Below are 23,029 nucleotides of genomic sequence, written 5' to 3'. Positions count from 1 at the left end.
ACTTTACTCCCTGTCTTTACTGATCGCTTGACGCCTGCCGGGCATCGGGCTTAACGTCAATACCACGCGCAAATGTAAGAACCAGCATCTGACCGTTTTGCTAGACTCTGGGTCTGAACTTATGAATCATGCGCCTGCCCCTTAGGGCGTGTACCTAAAACTGCTCCCGGCAGCGATTGTCTCCTGCACGAGCCGTTTTAGTTGCGTCCCCTGGCACAGGCGATCTATGTAGGTGGTATCTTCGATGTCAAATTCGCTTTTATCCAGCGAAGCCAGCGAACTTGATTTGCTGAATGAGCGTCCGTTTAGTCAGACGGACCATGAAATCCTGAAGTCGTATGAAGCCGTGGTCGATGGGCTGGCGATGCTGATTGGTGGGCACTGCGAAATCGTGCTGCACTCCCTGGAGGATCTGAAATGCTCCGCCGTGCGTATTGCCAATGGTGAACACACCGGGCGTAAAATCGGTTCGCCGATCACCGATCTGGCACTGCGTATGCTGCATGATATGGCGGGCGATGACAGCAGCGTCTCCAAAGCCTATTTCACCCGGGCCAAAAGTGGCGTGTTGATGAAGTCGGTAACGATTGCCATCCGCAATCGCGAACAGCGGGTGATCGGCCTGCTGTGTATCAACATGAATCTCGATGTGCCGTTCTCGCAGATTATCCAGACCTTTATGCCGCCGGAAACGCAGGAGGTGGCTTCCTCGGTCAACTTCGCCTCCTCGGTTGACGATCTGGTGGCGCAGACGTTGGAGTTCACCATCGAAGAGGTGAATGCCGATCGCAACGTGTCCAATAACGCCAAAAATCGCCAGATCGTACTCAACCTGTACGAGAAAGGCATTTTTGATATCAAAGACGCGATCAATCAGGTTGCCGATCGCCTGAATATCTCCAAGCATACCGTCTACCTGTATATCCGCCAGTTCAAGAGTGGCGATTTGCTGGGCAATGAGCGCTGATGCTTAACTACTGCCTATTGGTCACCGGCCCGGCTTATGGTACTCAGCAAGCGAGCAGCGCCTGGCAATTCGCCCAGGCCCTGTTGGCGGCAGGCCACCGCATTACCAGCGTTTTTTTCTATCGTGAAGGGGTGCTGAATGCCAACCAACTGACCTCTCCAGCCAGCGATGAATTCGATCTGGTGCGGGCGTGGGTGGCTCTGGCGCAGCAACATGGCGTGGAGCTTAATGTCTGTGTGGCGGCAGCTTTGCGCCGTGGCGTGACCGATGAGCAAGAAGCCGCACAGTTGGCGTTGGTGGCTGCCAACCTGCAGCCGGGGTTTACCCTCAGCGGTTTGGGCTCATTGGCCGAAGCGGCGCTGAGCAACGATCGCCTGATACAGTTTTAAGTGAGCAGAATGAAGCGAGTTGCGTTTGTATTTACCCAAGGGCCACATGGCAGTGCGGCTGGCAGGGAAGGGCTGGATGCGGTACTGGCGACGTCGGCACTGAGCGAGGATATCGGCGTATTTTTTGTCGGCGATGGTGTGTTGCAACTGCTGCCGGGCCAACAACCCGAAAAGATCCTGGCCCGCAATTACATCGCCACTTTTGGCGTATTGCCGCTGTATGACGTTGAAAACTGCTATCTCTGCGCAACGGCCATCCAGGAGCGCGGCCTGCAACAGGTCACCGACTGGGTGCTGAAGGCCGAAACTCTGCCGCCAGATACTCTGCGCCAGAAACTGGCCACTTACGATGTGGTCATGACTTTCTAGGATACTTTGATGCTGTATACCCTCAGCCATTCCCCAACCCGTTGCGACCTGCCTGCGTTGTTAAGGCTCACCAGAGAAGGTGATGCTCTGTTGTTGTTGCAAGACGGCGTACTGGCCGGCCTGTCCGGTAGCGCCAGCCTTGATTTATTGCTCAATGCCCCCATATCCCTTTATGCGCTGCAGGACGATCTGGAAGCCAGAGGCCTGTCTGTTCATTTTTCACCCAAAATCACGCTAATCGGTTATACTGACTTCGTTGTGTTAACCGAGAAACACCACAGCCAAATGGCATGGTAATGCGGGTGATGTTGTATATTTCTTGACACCTCTACCAGTCAGCCATAAAATTCTGCGTCCTCGTACTGTGCCAAAAGTGCATACGGGGGATTTATCACATGTTTACGAAGCAAAAAACGAAGCAAAACCCAGGAGCTTTTTTTAATGACTACGATTAATCAGCTGGTTCGCAAACCACGCTCTGTGAAGGCTGCTAAAAGCAACGTTCCAGCGCTGGAAGCCTGCCCGCAGAAACGTGGTGTATGTACTCGCGTATATACCACCACCCCGAAAAAACCAAACTCCGCACTGCGTAAAGTTTGCCGTGTGCGTTTGACTAACGGTTTCGAAGTGAGTTCTTACATCGGTGGCGAAGGCCACAACCTGCAGGAACACTCCGTAATCCTGATCCGTGGCGGTCGTGTTAAAGACTTGCCAGGTGTGCGTTACCACACCGTTCGTGGTGCACTTGACTGCTCCGGCGTTAAAGACCGTAAGCAAGCTCGTTCCAAGTACGGCGTGAAGAAGCCAAAGGCTTAATGGTTCTCCGTTAAGTAAGGCCAAACATTTTAATGTCAAAATAAACTCGTAGAGTTTTGGACAATCCTGAAATTTTCAACGGAGTATTTCCATGCCACGTCGTCGCGTAATAGGCCAACGTAAAATCCTGCCAGATCCTAAGTTCGGATCCGAGCTGTTGGCTAAATTTGTAAACATTCTGATGGTAGATGGTAAGAAATCTACTGCAGAAGCAATCGTCTATACCGCGCTGGAGACCCTGGCTCAGCGTTCTGGTAAAGGTCACCTGGAAGCTTTCGAAGTCGCTCTCGACAACGTGCGCCCGACTGTAGAAGTTAAGTCTCGCCGCGTTGGTGGTTCTACTTACCAGGTACCAGTTGAAGTTCGTCCGGTTCGTCGTAATGCCCTGGCAATGCGTTGGATCGTTGATGCAGCTCGTAAACGTGGTGATAAATCCATGGCTCTGCGCCTGGCGAACGAACTGTCTGATGCAGCAGAGAACAAAGGTTCTGCTGTTAAGAAGCGTGAAGACGTTCACCGTATGGCAGAAGCCAACAAGGCGTTCGCCCACTACCGCTGGTAATCCACGCAGTAGTTATGCTAACCAAGTGGGCGCTTCAAGAAGCCAACCCGCTTGGTTTCACCGAACCGCCTAAGGCAATAGAGGAATCAAATGGCTCGTACAACACCCATTGAGCGCTACCGTAATATCGGTATCAGTGCTCACATCGACGCCGGTAAGACCACAACTACCGAACGTATCCTGTTCTACACCGGTGTAAACCACAAAATCGGTGAAGTTCATGACGGCGCCGCCACCATGGACTGGATGGAACAAGAGCAGGAGCGTGGTATTACCATTACTTCTGCAGCGACAACTGCTTTCTGGTCTGGTATGGCCAAGCAGTTTGAGCCGCACCGTGTAAACATCATCGACACCCCAGGGCACGTTGACTTCACCATCGAAGTAGAACGTTCCATGCGTGTGCTTGATGGCGCGGTAATGGTTTACTGTGCTGTTGGTGGTGTTCAGCCACAGTCTGAGACCGTATGGCGTCAGGCTAACAAATATAAAGTGCCACGCATCGCGTTCGTTAACAAAATGGACCGTATGGGTGCCAACTTCTTGAAAGTTGTTGGTCAGCTTAAATCTCGTCTGGGCGCAAACCCGGTTCCATTGCAGCTGGCAATTGGCGCAGAAGAGAAATTCACCGGTGTTGTTGACCTGGTGAAAATGAAAGCCATCAACTGGAACGAAGCTGATGCAGGCGTGACCTTCGAATACGAAGAGATCCCAGCTGACATGCAAGAACTGGCTGCTGAATGGCACCAGAATCTGGTTGAGTCTGCAGCTGAAGCCTCAGATGAGCTGATGGACAAATACCTGGGCGGCGAAGAGCTGACCGAGGAAGAAATCAAGAAAGCTCTGCGTCAGCGCGTGCTGAACAACGAAGTGATTCTGGTAACCTGTGGTTCTGCCTTTAAAAACAAAGGCGTACAGGCAATGCTGGATGCGGTTATCGAATACCTGCCAGCGCCAAATGACGTTGAAGCTATCAACGGTATTCTGGACGACGGTAAAGATACCCCGGCTGTGCGTCATTCTGACGACTCAGAGCCGTTCTCTGCACTGGCGTTCAAAATCGCTACCGATCCATTCGTGGGTAACCTGACGTTCTTCCGTGTGTACTCTGGCGTTGTTAACTCCGGTGACACAGTTCTGAACTCCGTTAAGGCCGCGCGTGAGCGTCTGGGCCGTATCGTTCAGATGCACGCTAACAAGCGTGAAGAGATTAAAGAAGTTCGTGCAGGCGACATCGCTGCAGCAATCGGTCTGAAAGACGTAACTACCGGTGATACGCTGTGTGATCCTGCTAGCCCGATCATTCTTGAGCGTATGGAGTTCCCTGAGCCGGTAATCTCCGTAGCGGTAGAACCAAAAACCAAAGCTGACCAGGAAAAAATGGGTCTGGCTCTGGGCCGTCTGGCGAAGGAAGACCCATCATTCCGCGTATGGACTGACGAAGAATCAGGTCAGACCATCATCGCAGGTATGGGTGAACTTCACCTGGATATCCTGGTTGACCGTATGCGTCGTGAATTTAACGTTGAAGCGAACGTGGGTAAACCACAGGTTGCTTACCGTGAAGCGATTCGCGCGAAAGTTACTGACATCGAAGGTAAACACGCCAAGCAGTCTGGTGGTCGTGGTCAGTATGGTCATGTTGTTATCGACATGTACCCACTGGAGCCGGGCTCAAATCCGAAAGGTTACGAGTTCATCAATGACATTAAAGGCGGTGTGATCCCAACGGAATACATCCCTGCCATTGATAAAGGCCTCCAGGAGCAACTTAAGTCTGGTCCACTGGCCGGTTATCCGGTAGTTGATCTCGGTGTGCGTCTGCATTTCGGTTCTTTCCACGATGTTGACTCCTCCGAATTGGCGTTTAAACTGGCCGCGTCTATCGCCTTTAAAGATGGCTTTAAGAAAGCAAAACCTGTTTTGCTTGAGCCTATCATGAAGGTTGAAGTTGAAACGCCGGAAGAGAACACTGGTGACGTCATCGGTGACCTTAGCCGTCGTCGTGGTCAACTGAAAGGTCAGGAATCCAACGCTACTGGCGTTCAGATTCACGCTGAAGTTCCGTTGTCCGAGATGTTTGGATACGCAACTCAACTGCGTTCTCTGACCAAAGGCCGTGCTTCTTACTCCATGGAGTTCCTGAAGTACGATGATGCGCCGAACAACGTCGCTCAGGCCGTTATTGAAGCCCGTGGTAAATAAGCTTTCGGGTTTAACACATTGATCAGTGCTCCCTCCATGAGGGGGGAGCAAAAGAGTTAAGGAATATAGCCGTGTCTAAAGAAAAATTTGAACGTTCCAAACCGCACGTTAACGTTGGTACTATCGGCCACGTTGACCACGGTAAAACTACCCTGACCGCTGCAATCACTACCGTTCTGGCTAAAACCTACGGTGGTTCTGCACGTGCTTTCGACCAGATCGATAACGCGCCAGAAGAAAAAGCTCGTGGTATCACCATCAACACTTCTCACGTTGAATATGACACCCCGACTCGTCACTACGCGCACGTTGACTGCCCAGGGCACGCCGACTACGTGAAAAACATGATCACCGGTGCTGCTCAGATGGACGGCGCTATCCTGGTTGTCGCTGCGACTGACGGCCCTATGCCTCAGACTCGTGAGCACATCCTGCTGGGTCGTCAGGTTGGCGTTCCTTACATCATCGTATTCATGAACAAATGCGACATGGTTGATGATGAAGAGCTGCTGGAACTGGTAGAAATGGAAGTTCGTGAACTTCTGTCTGCTTATGACTTCCCTGGTGATGACCTGCCGGTTGTTCGTGGTTCAGCGCTGAAAGCACTGGAAGGCGAAGCTGAGTGGGAAGCTAAAATCATCGAGCTGGCCGGTCACCTGGATTCTTACATCCCAGAACCAGAGCGTGCTATCGACCAGCCGTTCCTGCTGCCAATCGAAGACGTCTTCTCCATCTCCGGTCGTGGTACCGTAGTTACCGGTCGTGTTGAGCGCGGTATCGTTAAAGTTGGCGAAGAAGTTGAAATCGTTGGTATCAAAGACACCGTTAAGTCTACCTGTACCGGCGTTGAAATGTTCCGCAAACTGCTGGACGAAGGCCGTGCTGGTGAGAACGTTGGTGTTCTGCTGCGTGGTATCAAGCGTGAAGACATCGAACGTGGTCAGGTACTGGCTAAACCAGGTTCCATCAAGCCACACACTCAGTTCGATTCAGAAGTGTATATCCTGAGCAAAGAAGAAGGTGGTCGTCATACTCCATTCTTCAAAGGCTACCGTCCACAGTTCTACTTCCGTACAACTGACGTGACCGGTACCATCGAACTGCCAGAAGGCGTAGAGATGGTAATGCCAGGCGATAACGTGAACATGGTTGTTACCCTGATCCACCCAATCGCTATGGACCAAGGCTTGCGTTTCGCAATCCGTGAAGGCGGCCGTACTGTAGGTGCGGGCGTTGTTGCTAAAGTTATCGCTTAATCGCGAATAATTTATAAGCACTAAAAGAGGGCACTTCGGTGCCCTTTTTTTATACAATTTTTTACCAATCTTAATTGAAATAAAAACGATTCTTATTTAGACTTACTGCATTGGTTAAGAAGTGAGTCTCTCTATGTACGTATGTTTGTGTAATGCTGTGTCCGACAAAGCGATCCGCAAAGCGGTGCGTCAGCACAATCCCCATACCATGAAGCAACTGCGTGAGCTGGTGCCGATTGGAACCGACTGCGGTAAATGCATTCGTCAGGCAAGGCAAATTATGGTGGAGGAACGCGCAACCCTGATTCATATGCACGAAGTCGCCTAATAAATAGTAGGGTTATTTTTTGACTCTTGGCCCGCAGCTTCTACACTTTTAGAACTGCCCAGGAGGATTTACCTATGAAAGGCGATAAAAAGATCATTGCTCACCTCAACAAGCTGCTCGGTAACGAGCTGGTTGCCATCAATCAATACTTCCTGCACGCGCGTATGTTCAAAAATTGGGGCCTGATGCGTCTCAATGAGAAGGAATATCACGAGTCGATCGATGAGATGAAACATGCCGATCGCTACATCGAGCGTATCCTGTTCCTTGAAGGGCTACCGAACCTGCAAGATCTTGGCAAGCTGAATATCGGCGAAGATGTCGAAGAGATGCTGAGGTCCGATTTGGCTCTGGAACTGGATGGTGCCAAGAACCTACGGGAAGGTATCGCCTATGCCGACTCTATCCATGATTACGTCAGCCGCGATCTGATGAAAGAGGTGTTGGCCGATGAGGAAGGGCATATCGACTGGTTGGAGACTGAGCTGAGCCTGATCGAGCGGCTTGGCATCCAAAACTATTGCCAGGCGCAAGTGCTGGAACGTAAAGACTGACATCACGGCCCCTCACCCTAGCCCTCTCCCACAGGGAGAGGGGACAGCCCGTGCCACAACTTAACTACGATATTCATCCTTTACATTCCACTATCACATACCAGCTTTAACCCCATACCAGTCCTCACATTCCCCTGTTACAGATTATCTTCTGAACTTGCTAACAGCGCCGATCGGCTCCCTCTCACTTAAGGAGAGGGTTGGGGTGAGGGGTAAAACGCATTAAATACCGCTCATTCTGAGCATATTTCCATCCGTGGCTTGCAACCTGGCCTGGTTTGCGTATAATGCGCGGGCTTACCTAATCTTGGTAAGCCTGATTTTAGCGAATCAGTCGATTGGCAAGCACGTTTTGCCCTTCGAACAATACTCCCGATATGGGGGTTATATGTTGACGATTACACTCCCCCATCAATCGAAATGGGTGTGAGGAGTAATTATTTACGTTTATAAATAATTGGAGCTCTGGTCTCATGCAGAACCAAAGAATCCGTATCCGCCTGAAAGCGTTTGATCATCGTCTGATCGATCAATCAACTGCGGAAATCGTCGAGACTGCCAAGCGCACTGGTGCGCAAGTCCGTGGTCCGATCCCGCTGCCAACTCGCAAAGAGCGCTTTACCGTTCTGATCTCCCCGCACGTCAACAAAGACGCGCGTGATCAGTACGAGATCCGCACTCACAAGCGTCTGGTTGACATCGTTGAGCCAACTGAGAAAACCGTTGATGCTCTGATGCGTCTGGATCTGGCTGCCGGTGTAGACGTGCAGATCAGCCTGGGTTAATCAGGTCATTGACGATTGAGAGGTTGAAACAATGATTGGTTTAGTCGGTAAAAAAGTGGGCATGACTCGTATCTTCACTGAAGATGGCGTTTCTATCCCAGTAACCGTGATTGAAATTGAAGCGAACCGCGTGACTCAGGTTAAAGACCTGGACAACGACGGATACCGTGCCATTCAGGTCACTACCGGTAGCAAAAAAGCTAACCGTGTGACCAAACCGGAAGCGGGTCATTTCGCTAAAGCTGGCGTCGAAGCTGGCCGTGGTCTGTGGGAATTCCGCCTTGAAGAAGGTCAAGAGTTCGCTGCAGGTCAAGAAATCAGCGTAGAAATCTTCGCTGACGTTAAAAAAGTCGATGTTACCGGTACTTCCAAAGGTAAAGGTTTTGCTGGCACTGTAAAGCGCTGGAACTTCCGTACTCAGGATGCAACCCACGGTAACTCCTTGTCTCACCGCGTTCCGGGTTCTATCGGTCAGAACCAGACTCCGGGCAAAGTGTTCAAAGGCAAGAAAATGGCTGGCCACCTGGGTGACGAGCGTGTAACCGTTCAAAGCCTGGACGTAGTACGTGTTGACGCTGAGCGCAACCTGCTGCTGGTTAAGGGTGCTGTACCGGGCGCAACCGGTGGCAACCTGATCGTTAAACCAGCTGTGAAGGCGTAAGGGGATAGCAATGGAATTAGTATTGAAAGACGCGCAAAGCGCGCTGACTGTTTCCGAAACTACCTTCGGTCGTGATTTCAACGAAGCGCTGGTACACCAGGTTGTTGTTGCTTATGCAGCAGGTGCCCGTCAAGGTACCCGTGCTCAGAAGACCCGTGCTGAAGTGACTGGTTCCGGTAAAAAACCGTGGCGCCAGAAAGGTACTGGCCGTGCGCGTTCAGGCACTGTAAAGAGCCCGATCTGGCGTTCTGGTGGTGTAACCTTCGCTGCGAAGCCACAAGACCACAGTCAGAAAGTAAACAAAAAGATGTACCGCGGCGCGCTGAAAAGCATCCTGTCCGAACTGGTACGTCAAGATCGTCTGATCGTTGTCGAGAAGTTCTCTGTAGAAGCGCCTAAAACTAAGCTGCTGGCACAGAAACTGAAAGATATGGCCCTGGAAGATGTGCTGATCGTGACCGGTGAACTGGATGAGAATCTGTTCCTGGCAGCTCGCAACCTGTACAAGGTTGACGTGCGCGATGTAGCAGGTATCGACCCAGTTAGCCTGATCGCCTTCGACAAAGTGGTTATGACTGCTGATGCTGTGAAGCAAGTTGAGGAGATGCTGGCATGATCCGTGAAGAACGTTTGCTGAAAGTGCTGCGTGCACCGCACGTATCTGAAAAAGCATCCGCTGCGATGGAAAAAAGCAACACCATCGTACTCAAAGTTGCCAAAGACGCGACCAAAGCAGAAATCAAAGCTGCAGTGCAGAAACTGTTTGAAGTCGAAGTCGAAGACGTTAACACCCTGGTAGTAAAAGGGAAAGTGAAGCGTCAAGGTCAGCGTGTTGGTCGTCGTAGCGACTGGAAAAAAGCTTACGTCACCCTGAAGGAAGGCCAGAACTTGGACTTCATCGGCGGCGCAGAGTAAGTCGGAGGAGTAAGAACAATGGCAATTGTTAAATGTAAACCTACATCTCCGGGTCGTCGCCACGTTGTTAAAGTGGTTAACCCTGAGCTGCACAAGGGTAAACCTTATGCCCCGCTGCTTGAGAAACTGAGCAAAAGCGGTGGTCGTAACAACAATGGCCGTATCACCACCCGTCATATCGGTGGTGGCCACAAGCAACATTATCGTCTGGTTGACTTCAAACGCAACAAAGATGGTATCCCTGCTGTGGTTGAGCGTCTGGAGTACGATCCGAACCGTTCCGCGAACATCGCGCTGGTTCTGTACAAGGACGGCGAACGCCGTTACATCCTGGCGCCGAAAGGCCTGAAAGCTGGTGACCAGATCCAATCTGGTGTTGATGCTGCAATCAAAGCGGGTAACACCCTGCCTATGCGCAACATCCCAGTAGGTTCAACGGTTCATAACGTAGAAATGAAACCAGGTAAAGGCGGCCAGCTGGCTCGTTCTGCTGGTGCCTACGTTCAGATCGTCGCACGTGATGGTTCCTACGTAACTCTGCGTCTGCGCTCTGGCGAAATGCGTAAAGTTCCAGTTGATTGCCGCGCCACCCTGGGTGAAGTCGGTAACGCTGAACATATGCTTCGCGTTCTGGGTAAAGCAGGTGCTGCACGTTGGCGTGGTATTCGTCCTACCGTTCGCGGTACGGCGATGAACCCAGTCGATCACCCGCACGGTGGTGGTGAAGGTCGTAACTTTGGTAAGCACCCGGTAACTCCGTGGGGCGTTCAGACCAAAGGTAAGAAGACCCGTAGCAACAAGCGTACTGACAAGTTCATCGTACGTCGCCGTAGTAAAAAATAATTAGAGGATAAGCCATGCCACGTTCTCTCAAGAAAGGTCCTTTTATTGACCTGCACTTGCTGAAGAAGGTAGAGAAAGCGGTGGAAAGCGGTGACAAGAAGCCTTTGCGCACTTGGTCCCGTCGTTCAACGATCTTTCCTAACATGATCGGTTTGACCATCGCTGTCCATAATGGTCGTCAGCACGTACCAGTATTTGTTTCCGATGAAATGGTCGGTCACAAACTGGGTGAATTCGCGCCGACTCGTACTTATCGCGGCCATGCGGCTGATAAAAAAGCTAAAAAGCGCTAAGGTAGGAGGAAGAGATGGAAACTATCGCTAAACATCGCCACGCTCGTTCTTCTGCTCAGAAGGTTCGCCTTGTTGCAGACCTGATCCGCGGTAAGAAAGTGTCGCAAGCTCTGGAAACTCTGGCCTACACCAACAAGAAAGCTGCTGGTCTGGTCAAGAAAGTGCTGGAGTCTGCCATTGCTAACGCAGAACACAACGATGGCGCTGACATCGATGATCTGAAAGTCACGAAAATCTTCGTAGACGAAGGCCCAAGCATGAAGCGCATTATGCCTCGTGCAAAAGGTCGTGCAGATCGCATCCTGAAGCGCACCAGCCACATTACTGTGGTTGTGTCCGATCGCTGAGACTCTGGAGACTAGCAATGGGTCAGAAAGTACATCCTAATGGTATTCGCCTGGGTATTGTCAAACCTTGGAACTCTACTTGGTATGCGAATACCAAAGAATTCGCTGACAACCTGGACAGCGACTTTAAAGTTCGCCAATTCTTGACTAAAGAACTGGCGAAAGCTTCCGTTTCTCGCATCGTTATCGAGCGTCCAGCGAAGAGCATCCGTGTGACTATTCACACCGCTCGTCCTGGCATCGTTATCGGCAAGAAAGGTGAAGATGTCGAAAAACTGCGTAAGGTCGTAGCGGATATCGCTGGCGTTCCTGCGCAAATTAACATCGCCGAAGTCCGTAAACCGGAACTGGACGCAAAATTGGTTGCTGACAGCATCACTTCACAGCTGGAACGTCGCGTTATGTTCCGTCGTGCTATGAAGCGTGCTGTACAGAACGCAATGCGTCTTGGCGCTAAAGGTATCAAAGTTGAAGTAAGCGGCCGTCTTGGCGGTGCTGAAATCGCGCGTACCGAATGGTACCGTGAAGGTCGTGTTCCGTTGCATACACTGCGTGCGGATATCGATTACAACACATCTGAAGCGCACACCACTTATGGTGTAATCGGCGTTAAGGTATGGATCTTCAAAGGTGAGATCCTGGGTGGTATGGCTGCAGTTGAACAACCGGAACCGGCTGCTCAACCTAAAAAGCAGCAGCGTAAAGGCCGCAAGTAAGGAGAGTCGCTGATGTTACAACCAAAGCGTACAAAATTCCGTAAGGTGCACAAGGGCCGCAACCGTGGTCTGGCGCAAGGTACGGATGTTAGCTTCGGCACTTTCGGTCTGAAAGCTGTTGGCCGTGGCCGTCTGACTGCTCGTCAAATCGAAGCAGCTCGTCGTGCAATGACTCGTGCAGTGAAGCGTCAAGGTAAGATTTGGATCCGTGTATTCCCGGACAAACCAATCACCGAGAAGCCTCTTGAAGTGCGTATGGGTAAAGGTAAGGGTAACGTGGAGTATTGGGTTGCCCTGATCCAACCTGGCAAAGTCCTGTACGAAATGGACGGCGTTCCAGAAGAAGTCGCCCGTGAAGCGTTCAAGCTGGCAGCAGCTAAACTGCCGATCAAAACCACCTTTGTAACTAAGACGGTGATGTAATGAAAGCACAAGAGCTGCGTGAAAAAAGTGTTGAAGAGCTGAACACTGAGCTGCTCAACCTGCTGCGTGAGCAATTCAACTTACGCATGCAGGCGGCGAGTGGCCAACTGCAACAAACTCACCTGTTGAAACAAGTGCGTCGTAATGTCGCACGCGTTAAGACTTTACTGACTGAAAAGGCGGGTGCGTAAAATGACTGATATTATCCGTACTCTGCAAGGTCGTGTTGTTAGTGACAAAATGGAGAAATCCATGGTTGTTGCTATCGAACGTACGGTGAAGCACCCGATCTACGGGAAATTCATCAAGCGTACGACTAAGCTGCATGTACATGATGAGAACAACGAATGTGGTATCGGTGACGTGGTAGAAATCCGCGAATGCCGTCCACTGTCCAAGACTAAGTCATGGACGTTGGTTCGCATTGTAGATAAAGCGATTCTGTAATAGAGTAGCTGACTCTAACTTAATAAACGGCTCAGAAAGTGAGCCGTTTATTTTTTCTACCCATACTCTGGAAGCGGTGTTATAATGCTGCGCCCTCGGTTATGGGGCTTTTCAACGACCTAGTAATAGGTCCTAAAGTTGTAGTTGACATTAGCGGAGCACTAACATGATCCAAGAACAGACTATGCTGAACGTGGCCGACAACTCCGGTGCACGTCGCGTAATGTGTATCAAGGTTCTAGGTGGCTCGCACCGTCGCTACGCAGGCATCGGCGACGTCATCAAAATTACCATCAAGGAAGCAATTCCGCGCGGTAAGGTGAAGAAAGGCGATGTGCTGAAGGCGGTAGTGGTGCGCACCAAGAAGGGTGTACGTCGCCCGGACGGTTCTGTCATTCGCTTCGATGGTAATGCATGCGTTATTTTAAACAATAACAGCGAGCAACCTATCGGTACGCGTATTTTTGGGCCGGTAACTCGTGAACTGCGTAATGAGAAGTTCATGAAAATTATCTCTCTGGCACCAGAAGTACTCTAAGGAGCGAACCATGGCAGCGAAAATCCGTCGTGATGACGAAGTTATCGTGCTTACCGGGAAAGACAAAGGTAAACGCGGTAAAGTAAAAAATGTCCTGTCTGCTGGTAAGGTCATTGTTGAAGGTATCAACCTGGTTAAGAAACATCAGAAGCCGGTCCCGGCCCTGAACCAACCAGGTGGCATTGTTGAAAAAGAAGCTGCTATTCAGGTTTCCAACATTGCGCTGTTCAACTCGGCTACCGGTAAGGCTGACCGTGTAGGCTTTAGATTCGAAGACGGCAAAAAAGTCCGTTTCTTCAAATCAAATAGCGAAACTATCAAGTAATTTGGAGTATGACGATGGCGAAACTGCATGATTACTACAAAGACGAGGTAGTCAAACAACTGATGTCTCAGTTTGATTACAACTCTGTCATGCAAGTCCCTCGGGTCGAGAAGATCACCCTGAATATGGGTGTTGGTGAAGCGATCGCTGACAAGAAACTGCTGGATAATGCAGCAGCTGACTTGGCAGCAATCTCCGGTCAAAAGCCGTTCATCACCAAAGCACGCAAATCTGTTGCAGGCTTCAAAATCCGCCAGGGCTATCCGATCGGCTGTAAAGTAACTCTGCGTGGCGAACGCATGTGGGAGTTCTTTGAGCGTCTGATTTCCATTGCTGTTCCACGTATCCGTGACTTCCGTGGCTTGTCCGCTAAGTCATTCGATGGCCGTGGTAACTACAGCATGGGTGTGCGTGAGCAAATCATCTTCCCAGAAATCGACTACGACAAAGTCGATCGCGTTCGTGGTTTGGATATTACCATTACCACTTCTGCGAAATCTGATGATGAAGGCCGCGCGCTGTTGGCTGCTTTTAACTTCCCGTTCCGCAAGTAAGGCAGGGTTACTAATGGCTAAGCAATCAATGAAAGCACGCGAAGTCGTTCGCGTGAAACTGGCTGACAAGTACCGCGCTAAACGCGAGGAATTGAAAGCTATCATTTCTGGTGTGAACTCTTCTGACGAAGATCGTTGGGATGCTGTTCTCAAGCTCCAGTCTCTGCCGCGTGATTCCAGCCCGTCTCGTCAGCGTAAACGCTGCCGTCAAACTGGCCGTCCACATGGTTATGTGGGCAAATTCGGGTTGAGCCGTATCAAGCTACGTGAAGCCGCTATGCGCGGTGAAGTACCAGGCTTGAAAAAGGCTAGCTGGTAATTACCAATTGAATCACGGGAGTAAAGACAGATGAGCATGCAAGATCCGATCGCGGATATGCTGACCCGTATCCGTAACGGTCAAGCCGCGAACAAAGTTGCGGTCACCATGCCTTCCTCCAAGCTGAAAGTGGCAATTGCCAACGTGCTGAAGGAAGAAGGTTTTATTGAAGATTTCAAAATTGAAGGCGACACCAAGCCTGTTCTGGAACTGGTACTGAAGTACTTCCAGGGCAAGGCAGTGGTAGAAAGCATTCAGCGTATCAGTCGTCCAGGTCTGCGCATCTATAAGAAAAAAGATGCACTGCCAAAAGTTATGGCCGGTCTGGGTATCGCTGTTATTTCTACCTCTAAAGGTGTTATGACCGATCGTGCAGCTCGCCAAGCTGGTCTTGGTGGCGAGATTATCTGCTACGTAGCTTAATTCGGGAGGAAAGAATGTCTCGTGTTGCAAAAGCACCCGTCGTCATTCCTGCCGGCGTAGAGGTAAAACTCAACGGTCAGGTTATTTCGGTTAAGGGTAAGAACGGCGAGCTGACTCGTACAGTCCATGACGCCGTTGAAGTGAAGCAAGAAGCTAACGCACTGACTTTCGCACCGCGCGAAGGTTTTGCTAACGCATGGGCCCAAGCGGGTACCACGCGCGCTCTGCTGAACGCAATGGTTGTCGGTGTTACCGAAGGTTTCACCAAGAAGCTTCAACTGGTAGGTGTTGGTTATCGTGCTGCTGTTAAAGGCAACGTGGTGAATTTAGCCCTGGGCTTCTCTCACCCAATCGATCACCAGCTGCCAGCAGGTATTACTGCTGAATGCCCAAGCCAAACTGAAATCGTGCTGAAAGGCGCTGATAAGCAGGTTATTGGCCAGGTTGCTGCAGATCTGCGTGCCTACCGCCGTCCTGAGCCTTATAAAGGCAAGGGTGTCCGTTACGCCGACGAAGTCGTGCGTACCAAAGAGGCTAAGAAGAAGTAAGGTAACACTATGGATAAGAAATCTGCTCGTATCCGTCGTGCGACCCGCGCACGCCGTAAGCTCAAAGAACTGGGTGCAACCCGCCTGGTGGTACATCGTACCCCGCGTCACATTTACGCACAGGTCATTGCTCCTAATGGTTCTGAAGTTCTGGTAGCCGCTTCTACTTTAGAAAAAGCTATCACTGAGCAATTGAAGTACTCCGGTAACAAAGACGCAGCAGCAGCCGTAGGTAAAGCTCTGGCTGAGCGCGCGTTGGAAAAAGGGATTGCGAAAGTATCCTTTGACCGTTCCGGTTTCCAATATCATGGTCGAGTCCAGGCACTGGCAGATGCTGCCCGTGAAGCTGGCCTTCAGTTCTAAGGAAGAGGTTTAAGATGGCTCACATCGAAAAACAAGCTGGCGAACTGCAGGAAAAGCTGATCGCGGTAAACCGCGTATCTAAAACCGTAAAAGGTGGCCGTATTTTCAGCTTTACCGCACTGACAGTAGTTGGTGATGGTAACGGTCGCGTTGGTTTTGGCTACGGCAAAGCACGCGAAGTTCCAGCAGCGATCCAGAAAGCGATGGAAAAAGCCCGTCGCAACATGATGAATGTCGCGCTGAACGGCGGCACCCTGCAGCACCCTGTTAAAGGTGCTCATACGGGTTCCCGTGTGTTCATGCAGCCAGCTCATGAAGGTACCGGTATCATCGCGGGTGGTGCAATGCGCGCCGTTCTCGAAGTTGCTGGGGTGCACAACGTACTGGCTAAAGCTTATGGTTCCACCAACCCGATCAACGTGGTTCGTGCAACTATCGACGCTTTGGCTAATATGAAGTCTCCTGAAATGGTCGCTGCCAAGCGTGGTAAATCCGTTGCAGACATTCTGGGGTAATTGACCATGGCTAAGACTATCAAAGTTACACAAGTTCGCAGCTCCATTGGCCGTCTGCCGAAGCATAAAGCTACACTGCTCGGTCTGGGTCTGCGTCGTATTGGTCACACCGTAGAGCGCGAGGATACTCCTGCTGTACGCGGTATGATCAACCTGGTTTCCTACATGGTTAAGGTTGAGGAGTAACAGATGCGTTTAAATACTCTGTCTCCGGCTGAAGGTGCCAAGCATGCGCCTAAGCGTGTAGGTCGTGGTATTGGTTCTGGCCTGGGTAAAACCGCCGGTCGTGGTCACAAAGGTCAGAACTCACGTTCTGGCGGTGGCGTACGTCGTGGGTTTGAAGGTGGTCAGATGCCTTTATATCGTCGTTTGCCGAAATTCGGCTTCACCTCTCGCAAAGCTATGATCACGGCAGAAGTTCGTCTGTCTGAACTGGCTCTTGTTGAAGGCGACGTAATCGACCTGAACACGCTGAAAGCCGCTAACGTTGTTGGTACCCAGATCGAGTTCGCGAAAGTTATGCTTTCTGGCGAAATCACTCGTCCGGTTACCCTGCGTGGTCTGCGTGTCACCAAAGGCGCTCGTGTTGCTATCGAGGCTGCTGGCGGTAAAATTGAGGAATAAGTAAGCTGATGGCTAAGCAACCAGGATTAGATTTTCAAAGTGCTAAAGGCGGACTCGGCGAGCTGAAGCGCAGACTTTTGTTTGTTATCGGCGCGCTGATTGTTTTCCGCATTGGCTCTTTCATTCCGATTCCTGGTATCGATGCCACTGTGCTTGCCAAACTGCTCGAACAGCAGAGAGGCACCATCATTGAAATGTTTAACATGTTCTCTGGTGGTGCTCTCAGCCGTGCTTCTATTTTTGCTCTGGGGATCATGCCGTACATTTCGGCCTCGATCATTATCCAGTTACTGACGGTGGTTCACCCAGCGTTGGCGGAAATCAAGAAAGAAGGGGAGGCTGGCCGTCGCAAGATTAGCCAGTACACCCGCTACGGTACGCTGGTGTTGGCCATATTCCAGTCGATCGGTATTGCTACCGGTCTGCCGAATATGCCTGGTATGCAGGGCCTGGTGTTAAACCCAGGCTTTGCATTCTACTTTACTGCGGTTGTGAGTCTGGTTACCGGGACAATGTTCCTGATGTGGCTGGGTGAGCAGATTACTGAACGTGGTATCGGTAACGGTATCTCAATCATTATCTTCGCGGGTATTGTGGCGGGTCTTCCGCCGGCAGTTGGCCATACTATTGAGCAAGCTCGGCAAGGCGACCTGCACTTCCTCTTGTTGCTGTTGGTTGCAGTATTAGTGTTTGCAGTAACCTTCTTCGTTGTTTTCATTGAACGTGGTCAACGTCGTATCGTCGTTAACTATGCGAAACGTCAACAGGGTCGTCGTGTTTACGCAGCACAGAGCACACACTTACCGTTGAAAGTGAATATGGCAGGGGTAATCCCGGCAATCTTCGCTTCCAGCATTATTCTGTTCCCTGCCACGATTGCATCATGGTTTGGGGGCGGTACCGGTTGGAACTGGCTGACAACGATTTCGCTGTATTTGCAGCCTGGACAACCGCTTTATGTGTTACTCTATGCGTCTGCAATCATCTTCTTCTGTTTCTTCTACACGGCGTTGGTTTTCAACCCGCGTGAAACAGCAGATAACCTGAAGAAGTCCGGTGCCTTCGTACCAGGAATTCGTCCGGGAGAGCAAACGGCGAAATATATCGATAAAGTGATGACGCGTTTAACCCTGGTGGGCGCGATGTACATTACTTTCATCTGCCTGATCCCGGAGTTCATGCGTGATGCAATGAAAGTACCATTCTACTTTGGTGGTACCTCGCTACTGATCGTGGTTGTCGTCATCATGGACTTTATGGCTCAAGTGCAAACTCTGATGATGTCAAGTCAGTACGAGTCTGCATTGAAGAAAGCAAACCTGAAAGGCTATAACCGCTAATCTGGTGCGTTTGAGAAGTTACGGAGAGTAAAAATGAAAGTTCGTGCTTCCGTCAAGAAATTATGTCGTAACTGCAAAATCGTTAAGCGTAACGGTGTCGTTCGTGTGATTTGCAGCGCCGAGCCGAAGCATAAACAGCGTCAAGGCTGATTATCTCGCATATTTTTCTTGCAAAGTTGGGTTGAGCTGGCTAGATTAGCCAGCCAATCTTTTGTATGTAGCTGCAACATTATTTGAGTATCCTGAAAACGGGCTTTTCAGAATGGTGTTGCCGTAAAAATTAGTAGGAGTGCATAGTGGCCCGTATAGCAGGCATTAACATTCCTGATCATAAACATACCGTTATCGCGTTAACGTCGATCTTCGGAATCGGCAAAACTCGTTCACAGTCTATCTGTGCTGAGACGGGTATTGCTGAAAATGTTAAGATCAGTGAGCTGTCTGAAGAGCAAATTGAACAACTGCGTGAAGCAGTTGCCAAATTCACTGTTGAAGGTGATTTGCGTCGTGAAGTTACCCTGAGCATCAAGCGTCTGATGGATCTTGGTACATACCGTGGTTTACGCCATCGTCGTGGTCTGCCAGTTCGCGGTCAGCGTACTAAGACCAACGCACGTACCCGTAAGGGTCCGCGTAAACCGATCAAGAAATAATCGGGGTGATTGAATAATGGCAAAGGCACCTGTTCGTACACGTAAGCGTGTAAGAAAACAAGTCTCTGACGGCGTGGCTCATATCCATGCTTCTTTCAACAACACCATTGTGACTATTACCGATCGTCAGGGTAATGCTTTGGGTTGGGCAACAGCCGGTGGTTCCGGTTTCCGTGGTTCTCGTAAGTCAACTCCGTTTGCAGCTCAGGTTGCAGCCGAGCGTTGTGCTGACGCAGTTAAAGAATACGGTATCAAGAACCTGGAAGTTATGGTTAAAGGACCTGGTCCTGGTCGTGAGTCTACTATCCGCGCTCTGAACGCGGCTGGTTTCCGCATCACTAATATTACCGATGTGACTCCGATTCCTCATAACGGTTGTCGTCCACCGAAAAAGCGTCGCGTGTAACGCCCCTGCTTTTCGGATTGTTGGAGAAAGAAAATGGCAAGATATTTGGGTCCTAAGCTCAAGCTTAGCCGCCGCGAGGGCACAGACCTGTTCCTGAAGTCTGGCGTTCGCGCGATAGATTCAAAGTGCAAAATTGAACAGCCACCTGGTCAACACGGTGCGCGTAAACCGCGTCTGTCTGACTACGGTGTACAGTTACGTGAAAAGCAAAAAGTTCGCCGTATGTACGGTGTTCTGGAGCGTCAGTTCCGTAACTATTACAAAGCAGCAACCCGCCTGAAAGGCAACACCGGTGAAAACCTGTTGACCCTTCTGGAAGGTCGTCTGGACAACGTAGTTTACCGTATGGGCTTCGGCGCCACTCGTGCAGAATCACGTCAGCTGGTTAGCCATAAAGCCGTTATGGTAAATGGTCGCGTTGTTAACATCGCTTCTTATCAGGTATCTCCGAATGACGTAGTCAGCATCCGCGAGAAAGCTAAAAAGCAGTCTCGTGTTAAGGCTTCTCTGGAGCTGGCTGAGCAGCGTGAAAAGCCGACTTGGCTGGAAGTTGATGCTGCGAAGATGGAAGGTGTGTTCAAACGTATTCCTGAACGTACCGATCTGTCCGCCGACATTAACGAACACCTGATCGTCGAGCTTTACTCCAAGTAAGGCTTGAGTTTCAAAGAGAGGACACAATGCAGGGTTCTGTGACAGAGTTTCTAAAACCGCGCCTGGTAGATATCGAGCAAGTCAGTTCGACGCACGCCAAGGTGACCCTTGAGCCGTTAGAGCGTGGCTTTGGCCATACTCTTGGCAACGCACTGCGCCGTATTCTGCTTTCATCTATGCCGGGTTGCGCGGTGACCGAGGTTGAGATTGATGGTGTACTACATGAGTACAGCACCAAAGAAGGCGTACAGGAAGATATCCTGGAGATCTTGCTCAACCTGAAAGGGCTGGCGGTGAGAGTTCAAGGGAAAGATGAAGTTATTCTTACCCTGAATAAATCTGGCATTGGCCCTGTGACCGCTGCCGACATTACCCATGATGGTGATGTCGAAATCGTCAAGCCGCAGCACGTTATCTGCCACCTGACCGATGAGAACGCTGCTATCAGCATGCGTATCAAAGTTCAGCGCGGTCGTGGTTATGTGCCGGCTTCTGCCCGAATTCATTCGGAAGAAGATGAGCGCCCGATTGGTCGTCTGTTGGTTGACGCCTGCTATAGCCCTGTAGAGCGTATTGCCTACAATGTTGAAGCAGCGCGTGTAGAACAGCGTACTGACCTGGACAAGCTGGTCATCGAGATGGAAACCAATGGTACGATCGATCCTGAAGAGGCGATCCGCCGTGCGGCCACCATTCTGGCTGAACAACTGGAAGCTTTCGTTGACCTACGTGATGTACGTCAGCCGGAAGTGAAAGAAGAGAAACCAGAGTTCGATCCGATCCTGCTGCGCCCTGTTGACGATCTGGAATTGACTGTCCGCTCTGCTAACTGCCTTAAGGCAGAAGCTATCCACTACATCGGTGATCTGGTACAGCGTACCGAGGTTGAGCTGTTGAAAACGCCTAACCTGGGTAAAAAATCTCTTACTGAGATTAAAGACGTGCTGGCTTCCCGTGGACTTTCTCTGGGCATGCGCCTGGAAAATTGGCCACCGGCTAGCATTGCTGACGAGTAACCGGATCACAGGTTAAGGTTTTACTGAGAAGGATAAGGTCATGCGCCATCGTAAGAGTGGTCGTCAACTGAACCGTAACAGCAGCCATCGCCAGGCTATGTTCCGTAACATGGCCGGCTCTTTGGTTCGTCATGAGATCATCAAGACGACCCTGCCAAAAGCGAAAGAGCTGCGTCGCGTTGTTGAGCCGCTGATTACTCTTGCCAAGACCGACAGCGTTGCTAATCGTCGTCTGGCATTCGCCCGTACTCGTGATAACGAGATCGTGGCAAAACTGTTTAACGAGCTAGGCCCGCGTTTTGCGAGCCGTGCCGGTGGTTACACTCGCATTCTGAAGTGTGGCTTCCGCGCAGGCGACAACGCGCCGATGGCATACATCGAGCTGGTTGATCGTGCTGAGTCTCAAGCAGAAGTAGCAACTGCAGAGTAATCTGTGGAAGCGTAAAAAAACCGGGCTTGCCCGGTTTTTTTACATCTGTAGCTCGCCAAACGTGCTCTTCCCTCCCGGCAATGCTTAAGATCCCTCCCCATATTCGCTATGCTCAGGCTATCAGTGATAAGTGCAACACGGAGAAGTCATGATGTTCAAGATTGGGCAATTAGCCAAGCTGGCTGGCGTAACGCCAGATACTGTGCGCTATTACGAGAAGCAAGGCATGATGGATCATCATGTTCGTACCGAGGGCGGCTACCGGCTGTATAGCGATCAGGACTTACAACGCCTGCGTTTTATCCGCTATGCCAAGCAACTGGGCTTTACGCTGGAAACTATTGCCGAGTTGCTGTCTATCCGTGTAGATCCAGAGCATCACACCTGCGAAGAGTCGAAGTCCATCGTTGATGCGCGCCTGCATGAGGTTGAAAGCAAGCTGATCGAGTTAACCAGAATGCGTAAGTCGCTGAAAAGGCTCAGCGATGCCTGCTGTGGTAGCGAACACACCAGCAATTATTGTTCGATCCTGGAGGCTTTGGAGCAGGGAGCCAGCGAAGAGAAAGCTAAAAGTGCGGTTTAACGGCGTATGGGGCTTTAATTTTTATCTGGCCAGCAGTATTATCGGCGCGTTTATTATCACCAACCAACAGGAAGACCATGATGACTCAATATCGTCATACCAAAGGCAAGATCCAGGACAATGCCATTGAGGCGTTGCTACATGACCCTCTTTTCCGCCAACGGGTAGAGAAGAACAGTAAAGGGAAAGGCAGCTACCGGCGTAAAGACAAACATGCAAAAGGCGGTAACTGGGAGGCCAGTGGTAAATTGCCCAACGACAATTTACCACTGGCCTTCTGGTTTTAACCCACAAAAAAGCCATCTCGTAAGATGGCTTTTAGCGTTATAAGCGGTGAATTACAGCTTCGGCTGCTGTTGCTGACTCAGCAGATCGCGGATTTCTGTCAGCAGCTTCTCTTCTGCGGTTGGCGCTGGCGGTGCGGCCGGCTCTTCAACTTCTTTACGGCGCATTTTGTTCATCAATTTGATGGCCATAAAGATCGCAAAGGCGACGATCACGAAATCAAAGATATTCTGCAGGAAGGAGCCATAGTTCATCACTACCGCTGGGACATTGTCTTTGGCTTCACGCAGTACCAGATGGAACTGTTTGAAATCAACGCCACCGATCAGCAGCCCCAAAGGTGGCATGATGATGTCGGCAACCAGGGAAGACACAATTTTACCGAATGCCGCACCAATGATCACACCTACTGCCAGATCGACCACGTTGCCACGCATGGCAAATTCGCGGAACTCTTTTAACATACCCATCAAAACACCCCTCAAAAAATTAGTAACGCAATTTTAACAAAGCAATTCCCCTTTGACACAATCAGTATAGGAAAATTTTTTGTTTTTCCTAATCCTCGACTTGGGAT

The 23,029-nt window shown here is 50.6% G+C and carries 41 protein-coding genes; 40 read left to right on the top strand and 1 reads right to left on the bottom strand.

Features of this window, described 5'->3' with window-relative positions:
* Positions 1 to 244 precede the first annotated feature (244 nt).
* The 40 genes from KGP21_RS26525 (at position 245) to KGP21_RS26330 (ending at position 22,454) form a co-directional block, all read left to right on the top strand.
* Complete coding sequence (locus KGP21_RS26525; protein ID WP_021181642.1) at positions 245 to 967, top strand: transcriptional regulator; 723 nt, start codon at positions 245 to 247, stop codon at positions 965 to 967.
* Positions 967 to 1,356, top strand: coding sequence for a sulfurtransferase complex subunit TusD (gene tusD / locus KGP21_RS26520; RefSeq protein WP_021808025.1), 390 nt, complete (start codon positions 967 to 969; stop codon positions 1,354 to 1,356). Before KGP21_RS26525 ends, tusD begins: the two co-directional genes overlap by 1 nt.
* Positions 1,357 to 1,365: 9 nt before the next feature.
* On the top strand, positions 1,366 to 1,725 hold the full coding sequence (tusC, locus tag KGP21_RS26515; RefSeq protein ID WP_021808024.1) for a sulfurtransferase complex subunit TusC: 360 nt from the start codon (positions 1,366 to 1,368) through the stop codon (positions 1,723 to 1,725).
* A gap of 9 nt (positions 1,726 to 1,734) precedes the next feature.
* Positions 1,735 to 2,022, top strand: coding sequence for a sulfurtransferase complex subunit TusB (gene tusB, locus KGP21_RS26510; RefSeq protein WP_021181639.1), 288 nt, complete (start codon positions 1,735 to 1,737; stop codon positions 2,020 to 2,022).
* 144 nt (positions 2,023 to 2,166) lie between these two features.
* On the top strand, positions 2,167 to 2,541 hold the full coding sequence (rpsL, locus tag KGP21_RS26505) for a 30S ribosomal protein S12 (protein ID WP_021181638.1): 375 nt from the start codon (positions 2,167 to 2,169) through the stop codon (positions 2,539 to 2,541).
* A 91-nt stretch (positions 2,542 to 2,632) separates the two neighbouring features.
* Positions 2,633 to 3,103, top strand: coding sequence for a 30S ribosomal protein S7 (gene rpsG / locus KGP21_RS26500; protein WP_021181637.1), 471 nt, complete (start codon positions 2,633 to 2,635; stop codon positions 3,101 to 3,103).
* 90 nt (positions 3,104 to 3,193) lie between these two features.
* Positions 3,194 to 5,308, top strand: coding sequence for an elongation factor G (fusA, locus tag KGP21_RS26495; protein WP_021181636.1), 2,115 nt, complete (start codon positions 3,194 to 3,196; stop codon positions 5,306 to 5,308).
* Positions 5,309 to 5,379: 71 nt separating this feature from the next.
* Complete coding sequence (tuf, locus tag KGP21_RS26490; protein WP_046808053.1) at positions 5,380 to 6,564, top strand: elongation factor Tu; 1,185 nt, start codon at positions 5,380 to 5,382, stop codon at positions 6,562 to 6,564.
* 133 nt (positions 6,565 to 6,697) lie between these two features.
* On the top strand, positions 6,698 to 6,892 hold the full coding sequence (gene bfd / locus KGP21_RS26485) for a bacterioferritin-associated ferredoxin (protein ID WP_024485620.1): 195 nt from the start codon (positions 6,698 to 6,700) through the stop codon (positions 6,890 to 6,892).
* 74 nt (positions 6,893 to 6,966) lie between these two features.
* Positions 6,967 to 7,446, top strand: a complete 480-nt coding sequence (gene bfr, locus KGP21_RS26480) for a bacterioferritin (protein WP_021182231.1) — start codon at positions 6,967 to 6,969, stop codon at positions 7,444 to 7,446.
* A 473-nt stretch (positions 7,447 to 7,919) separates the two neighbouring features.
* Complete coding sequence (gene rpsJ, locus KGP21_RS26475; protein WP_001181005.1) at positions 7,920 to 8,231, top strand: 30S ribosomal protein S10; 312 nt, start codon at positions 7,920 to 7,922, stop codon at positions 8,229 to 8,231.
* 31 nt (positions 8,232 to 8,262) lie between these two features.
* Entirely contained in the window at positions 8,263 to 8,892 is a 630-nt protein-coding gene (rplC, locus tag KGP21_RS26470; protein ID WP_004956193.1) for a 50S ribosomal protein L3, read from the top strand.
* A gap of 10 nt (positions 8,893 to 8,902) precedes the next feature.
* Positions 8,903 to 9,508, top strand: coding sequence for a 50S ribosomal protein L4 (rplD, locus tag KGP21_RS26465; RefSeq protein ID WP_021182230.1), 606 nt, complete (start codon positions 8,903 to 8,905; stop codon positions 9,506 to 9,508).
* Positions 9,505 to 9,807 (top strand): 50S ribosomal protein L23, encoded by a 303-nt coding sequence (rplW, locus tag KGP21_RS26460; protein WP_021182229.1) that lies wholly within the window; start codon positions 9,505 to 9,507, stop codon positions 9,805 to 9,807. The genes rplD and rplW overlap by 4 nt, the downstream gene beginning before the upstream one ends.
* A gap of 18 nt (positions 9,808 to 9,825) precedes the next feature.
* Complete coding sequence (rplB, locus tag KGP21_RS26455; RefSeq protein WP_021182228.1) at positions 9,826 to 10,650, top strand: 50S ribosomal protein L2; 825 nt, start codon at positions 9,826 to 9,828, stop codon at positions 10,648 to 10,650.
* Positions 10,651 to 10,664: 14 nt separating this feature from the next.
* Positions 10,665 to 10,943, top strand: a complete 279-nt coding sequence (gene rpsS, locus KGP21_RS26450) for a 30S ribosomal protein S19 (protein ID WP_004929772.1) — start codon at positions 10,665 to 10,667, stop codon at positions 10,941 to 10,943.
* 14 nt (positions 10,944 to 10,957) lie between these two features.
* Positions 10,958 to 11,290, top strand: a complete 333-nt coding sequence (rplV, locus tag KGP21_RS26445) for a 50S ribosomal protein L22 (RefSeq protein WP_004391423.1) — start codon at positions 10,958 to 10,960, stop codon at positions 11,288 to 11,290.
* Positions 11,291 to 11,307: 17 nt separating this feature from the next.
* Positions 11,308 to 12,006 carry a 30S ribosomal protein S3 gene (gene rpsC, locus KGP21_RS26440; RefSeq protein WP_004956187.1) on the top strand — a complete coding sequence of 233 codons (699 nt, stop codon included), beginning with the start codon at positions 11,308 to 11,310 and terminating at the stop codon, positions 12,004 to 12,006.
* Positions 12,007 to 12,018: 12 nt separating this feature from the next.
* Positions 12,019 to 12,429, top strand: a complete 411-nt coding sequence (rplP, locus tag KGP21_RS26435; protein ID WP_004929764.1) for a 50S ribosomal protein L16 — start codon at positions 12,019 to 12,021, stop codon at positions 12,427 to 12,429.
* Positions 12,429 to 12,620 (top strand): 50S ribosomal protein L29, encoded by a 192-nt coding sequence (gene rpmC / locus KGP21_RS26430; RefSeq protein WP_002218942.1) that lies wholly within the window; start codon positions 12,429 to 12,431, stop codon positions 12,618 to 12,620. The genes rplP and rpmC overlap by 1 nt, the downstream gene beginning before the upstream one ends.
* Before the next feature lies 1 nt (position 12,621).
* Positions 12,622 to 12,876: a 30S ribosomal protein S17 gene (gene rpsQ, locus KGP21_RS26425; RefSeq protein ID WP_021182227.1), complete on the top strand. Its 255-nt coding sequence runs from the start codon at positions 12,622 to 12,624 to the stop codon at positions 12,874 to 12,876.
* A gap of 166 nt (positions 12,877 to 13,042) precedes the next feature.
* A complete protein-coding gene (gene rplN, locus KGP21_RS26420) occupies positions 13,043 to 13,414 on the top strand; it encodes a 50S ribosomal protein L14 (RefSeq protein WP_020837240.1) in 372 nt (123 codons plus the stop codon).
* A 10-nt stretch (positions 13,415 to 13,424) separates the two neighbouring features.
* Entirely contained in the window at positions 13,425 to 13,739 is a 315-nt protein-coding gene (rplX, locus tag KGP21_RS26415) for a 50S ribosomal protein L24 (protein ID WP_021808126.1), read from the top strand.
* A gap of 14 nt (positions 13,740 to 13,753) precedes the next feature.
* On the top strand, positions 13,754 to 14,293 hold the full coding sequence (rplE, locus tag KGP21_RS26410; protein WP_021808125.1) for a 50S ribosomal protein L5: 540 nt from the start codon (positions 13,754 to 13,756) through the stop codon (positions 14,291 to 14,293).
* A gap of 13 nt (positions 14,294 to 14,306) precedes the next feature.
* Positions 14,307 to 14,612, top strand: a complete 306-nt coding sequence (gene rpsN / locus KGP21_RS26405; RefSeq protein WP_021182224.1) for a 30S ribosomal protein S14 — start codon at positions 14,307 to 14,309, stop codon at positions 14,610 to 14,612.
* A 30-nt stretch (positions 14,613 to 14,642) separates the two neighbouring features.
* Entirely contained in the window at positions 14,643 to 15,035 is a 393-nt protein-coding gene (gene rpsH, locus KGP21_RS26400; RefSeq protein ID WP_021182223.1) for a 30S ribosomal protein S8, read from the top strand.
* A 14-nt stretch (positions 15,036 to 15,049) separates the two neighbouring features.
* The gene (rplF, locus tag KGP21_RS26395) at positions 15,050 to 15,583 is read left to right on the top strand and encodes a 50S ribosomal protein L6 (protein ID WP_021182222.1); all 534 of its coding nucleotides are present in this window, start codon (positions 15,050 to 15,052) and stop codon (positions 15,581 to 15,583) included.
* 9 nt (positions 15,584 to 15,592) lie between these two features.
* Positions 15,593 to 15,946 carry a 50S ribosomal protein L18 gene (gene rplR, locus KGP21_RS26390; protein WP_021182221.1) on the top strand — a complete coding sequence of 118 codons (354 nt, stop codon included), beginning with the start codon at positions 15,593 to 15,595 and terminating at the stop codon, positions 15,944 to 15,946.
* Positions 15,947 to 15,960: 14 nt separating this feature from the next.
* The gene (gene rpsE / locus KGP21_RS26385; RefSeq protein WP_021182220.1) at positions 15,961 to 16,461 is read left to right on the top strand and encodes a 30S ribosomal protein S5; all 501 of its coding nucleotides are present in this window, start codon (positions 15,961 to 15,963) and stop codon (positions 16,459 to 16,461) included.
* 6 nt (positions 16,462 to 16,467) lie between these two features.
* Positions 16,468 to 16,647: a 50S ribosomal protein L30 gene (rpmD, locus tag KGP21_RS26380; RefSeq protein ID WP_004956161.1), complete on the top strand. Its 180-nt coding sequence runs from the start codon at positions 16,468 to 16,470 to the stop codon at positions 16,645 to 16,647.
* Between the two features lie 3 nt (positions 16,648 to 16,650).
* The gene (rplO, locus tag KGP21_RS26375) at positions 16,651 to 17,085 is read left to right on the top strand and encodes a 50S ribosomal protein L15 (RefSeq protein WP_021182219.1); all 435 of its coding nucleotides are present in this window, start codon (positions 16,651 to 16,653) and stop codon (positions 17,083 to 17,085) included.
* A gap of 8 nt (positions 17,086 to 17,093) precedes the next feature.
* A complete protein-coding gene (gene secY, locus KGP21_RS26370) occupies positions 17,094 to 18,425 on the top strand; it encodes a preprotein translocase subunit SecY (protein ID WP_021182218.1) in 1,332 nt (443 codons plus the stop codon).
* 33 nt (positions 18,426 to 18,458) lie between these two features.
* Positions 18,459 to 18,575: a 50S ribosomal protein L36 gene (rpmJ, locus tag KGP21_RS26365; RefSeq protein ID WP_002227352.1), complete on the top strand. Its 117-nt coding sequence runs from the start codon at positions 18,459 to 18,461 to the stop codon at positions 18,573 to 18,575.
* A 146-nt stretch (positions 18,576 to 18,721) separates the two neighbouring features.
* Entirely contained in the window at positions 18,722 to 19,078 is a 357-nt protein-coding gene (gene rpsM, locus KGP21_RS26360) for a 30S ribosomal protein S13 (protein WP_021182217.1), read from the top strand.
* A 16-nt stretch (positions 19,079 to 19,094) separates the two neighbouring features.
* Positions 19,095 to 19,484, top strand: a complete 390-nt coding sequence (gene rpsK, locus KGP21_RS26355; protein WP_004929731.1) for a 30S ribosomal protein S11 — start codon at positions 19,095 to 19,097, stop codon at positions 19,482 to 19,484.
* A gap of 33 nt (positions 19,485 to 19,517) precedes the next feature.
* The gene (gene rpsD, locus KGP21_RS26350) at positions 19,518 to 20,138 is read left to right on the top strand and encodes a 30S ribosomal protein S4 (RefSeq protein WP_021182216.1); all 621 of its coding nucleotides are present in this window, start codon (positions 19,518 to 19,520) and stop codon (positions 20,136 to 20,138) included.
* A gap of 26 nt (positions 20,139 to 20,164) precedes the next feature.
* On the top strand, positions 20,165 to 21,154 hold the full coding sequence (gene rpoA, locus KGP21_RS26345; protein WP_002919219.1) for a DNA-directed RNA polymerase subunit alpha: 990 nt from the start codon (positions 20,165 to 20,167) through the stop codon (positions 21,152 to 21,154).
* Between the two features lie 40 nt (positions 21,155 to 21,194).
* Positions 21,195 to 21,584, top strand: coding sequence for a 50S ribosomal protein L17 (gene rplQ, locus KGP21_RS26340; RefSeq protein WP_004929726.1), 390 nt, complete (start codon positions 21,195 to 21,197; stop codon positions 21,582 to 21,584).
* A gap of 151 nt (positions 21,585 to 21,735) precedes the next feature.
* Positions 21,736 to 22,167 (top strand): Zn(2+)-responsive transcriptional regulator, encoded by a 432-nt coding sequence (gene zntR, locus KGP21_RS26335; RefSeq protein WP_223538549.1) that lies wholly within the window; start codon positions 21,736 to 21,738, stop codon positions 22,165 to 22,167.
* Between the two features lie 80 nt (positions 22,168 to 22,247).
* Positions 22,248 to 22,454 (top strand): alternative ribosome-rescue factor A, encoded by a 207-nt coding sequence (locus tag KGP21_RS26330; protein ID WP_021808122.1) that lies wholly within the window; start codon positions 22,248 to 22,250, stop codon positions 22,452 to 22,454.
* A gap of 51 nt (positions 22,455 to 22,505) precedes the next feature.
* Here KGP21_RS26330 and mscL read toward each other — a convergent pair whose 3' ends face one another.
* Positions 22,506 to 22,922: a large-conductance mechanosensitive channel protein MscL gene (mscL, locus tag KGP21_RS26325; RefSeq protein WP_021808121.1), complete on the bottom strand. Its 417-nt coding sequence runs from the start codon at positions 22,920 to 22,922 to the stop codon at positions 22,506 to 22,508.
* Positions 22,923 to 23,029: the final 107 nt, after the last annotated feature.

It is taken from the genome of Serratia sp. JSRIV004 (genome assembly GCF_019968705.1).
Classification (GTDB): domain Bacteria; phylum Pseudomonadota; class Gammaproteobacteria; order Enterobacterales; family Enterobacteriaceae; genus Chania; species Chania fonticola_B.
The sequence above is the reverse complement of the archived record's forward strand: the minus strand, read 5'-3'. Positions and strand labels throughout refer to the sequence as shown.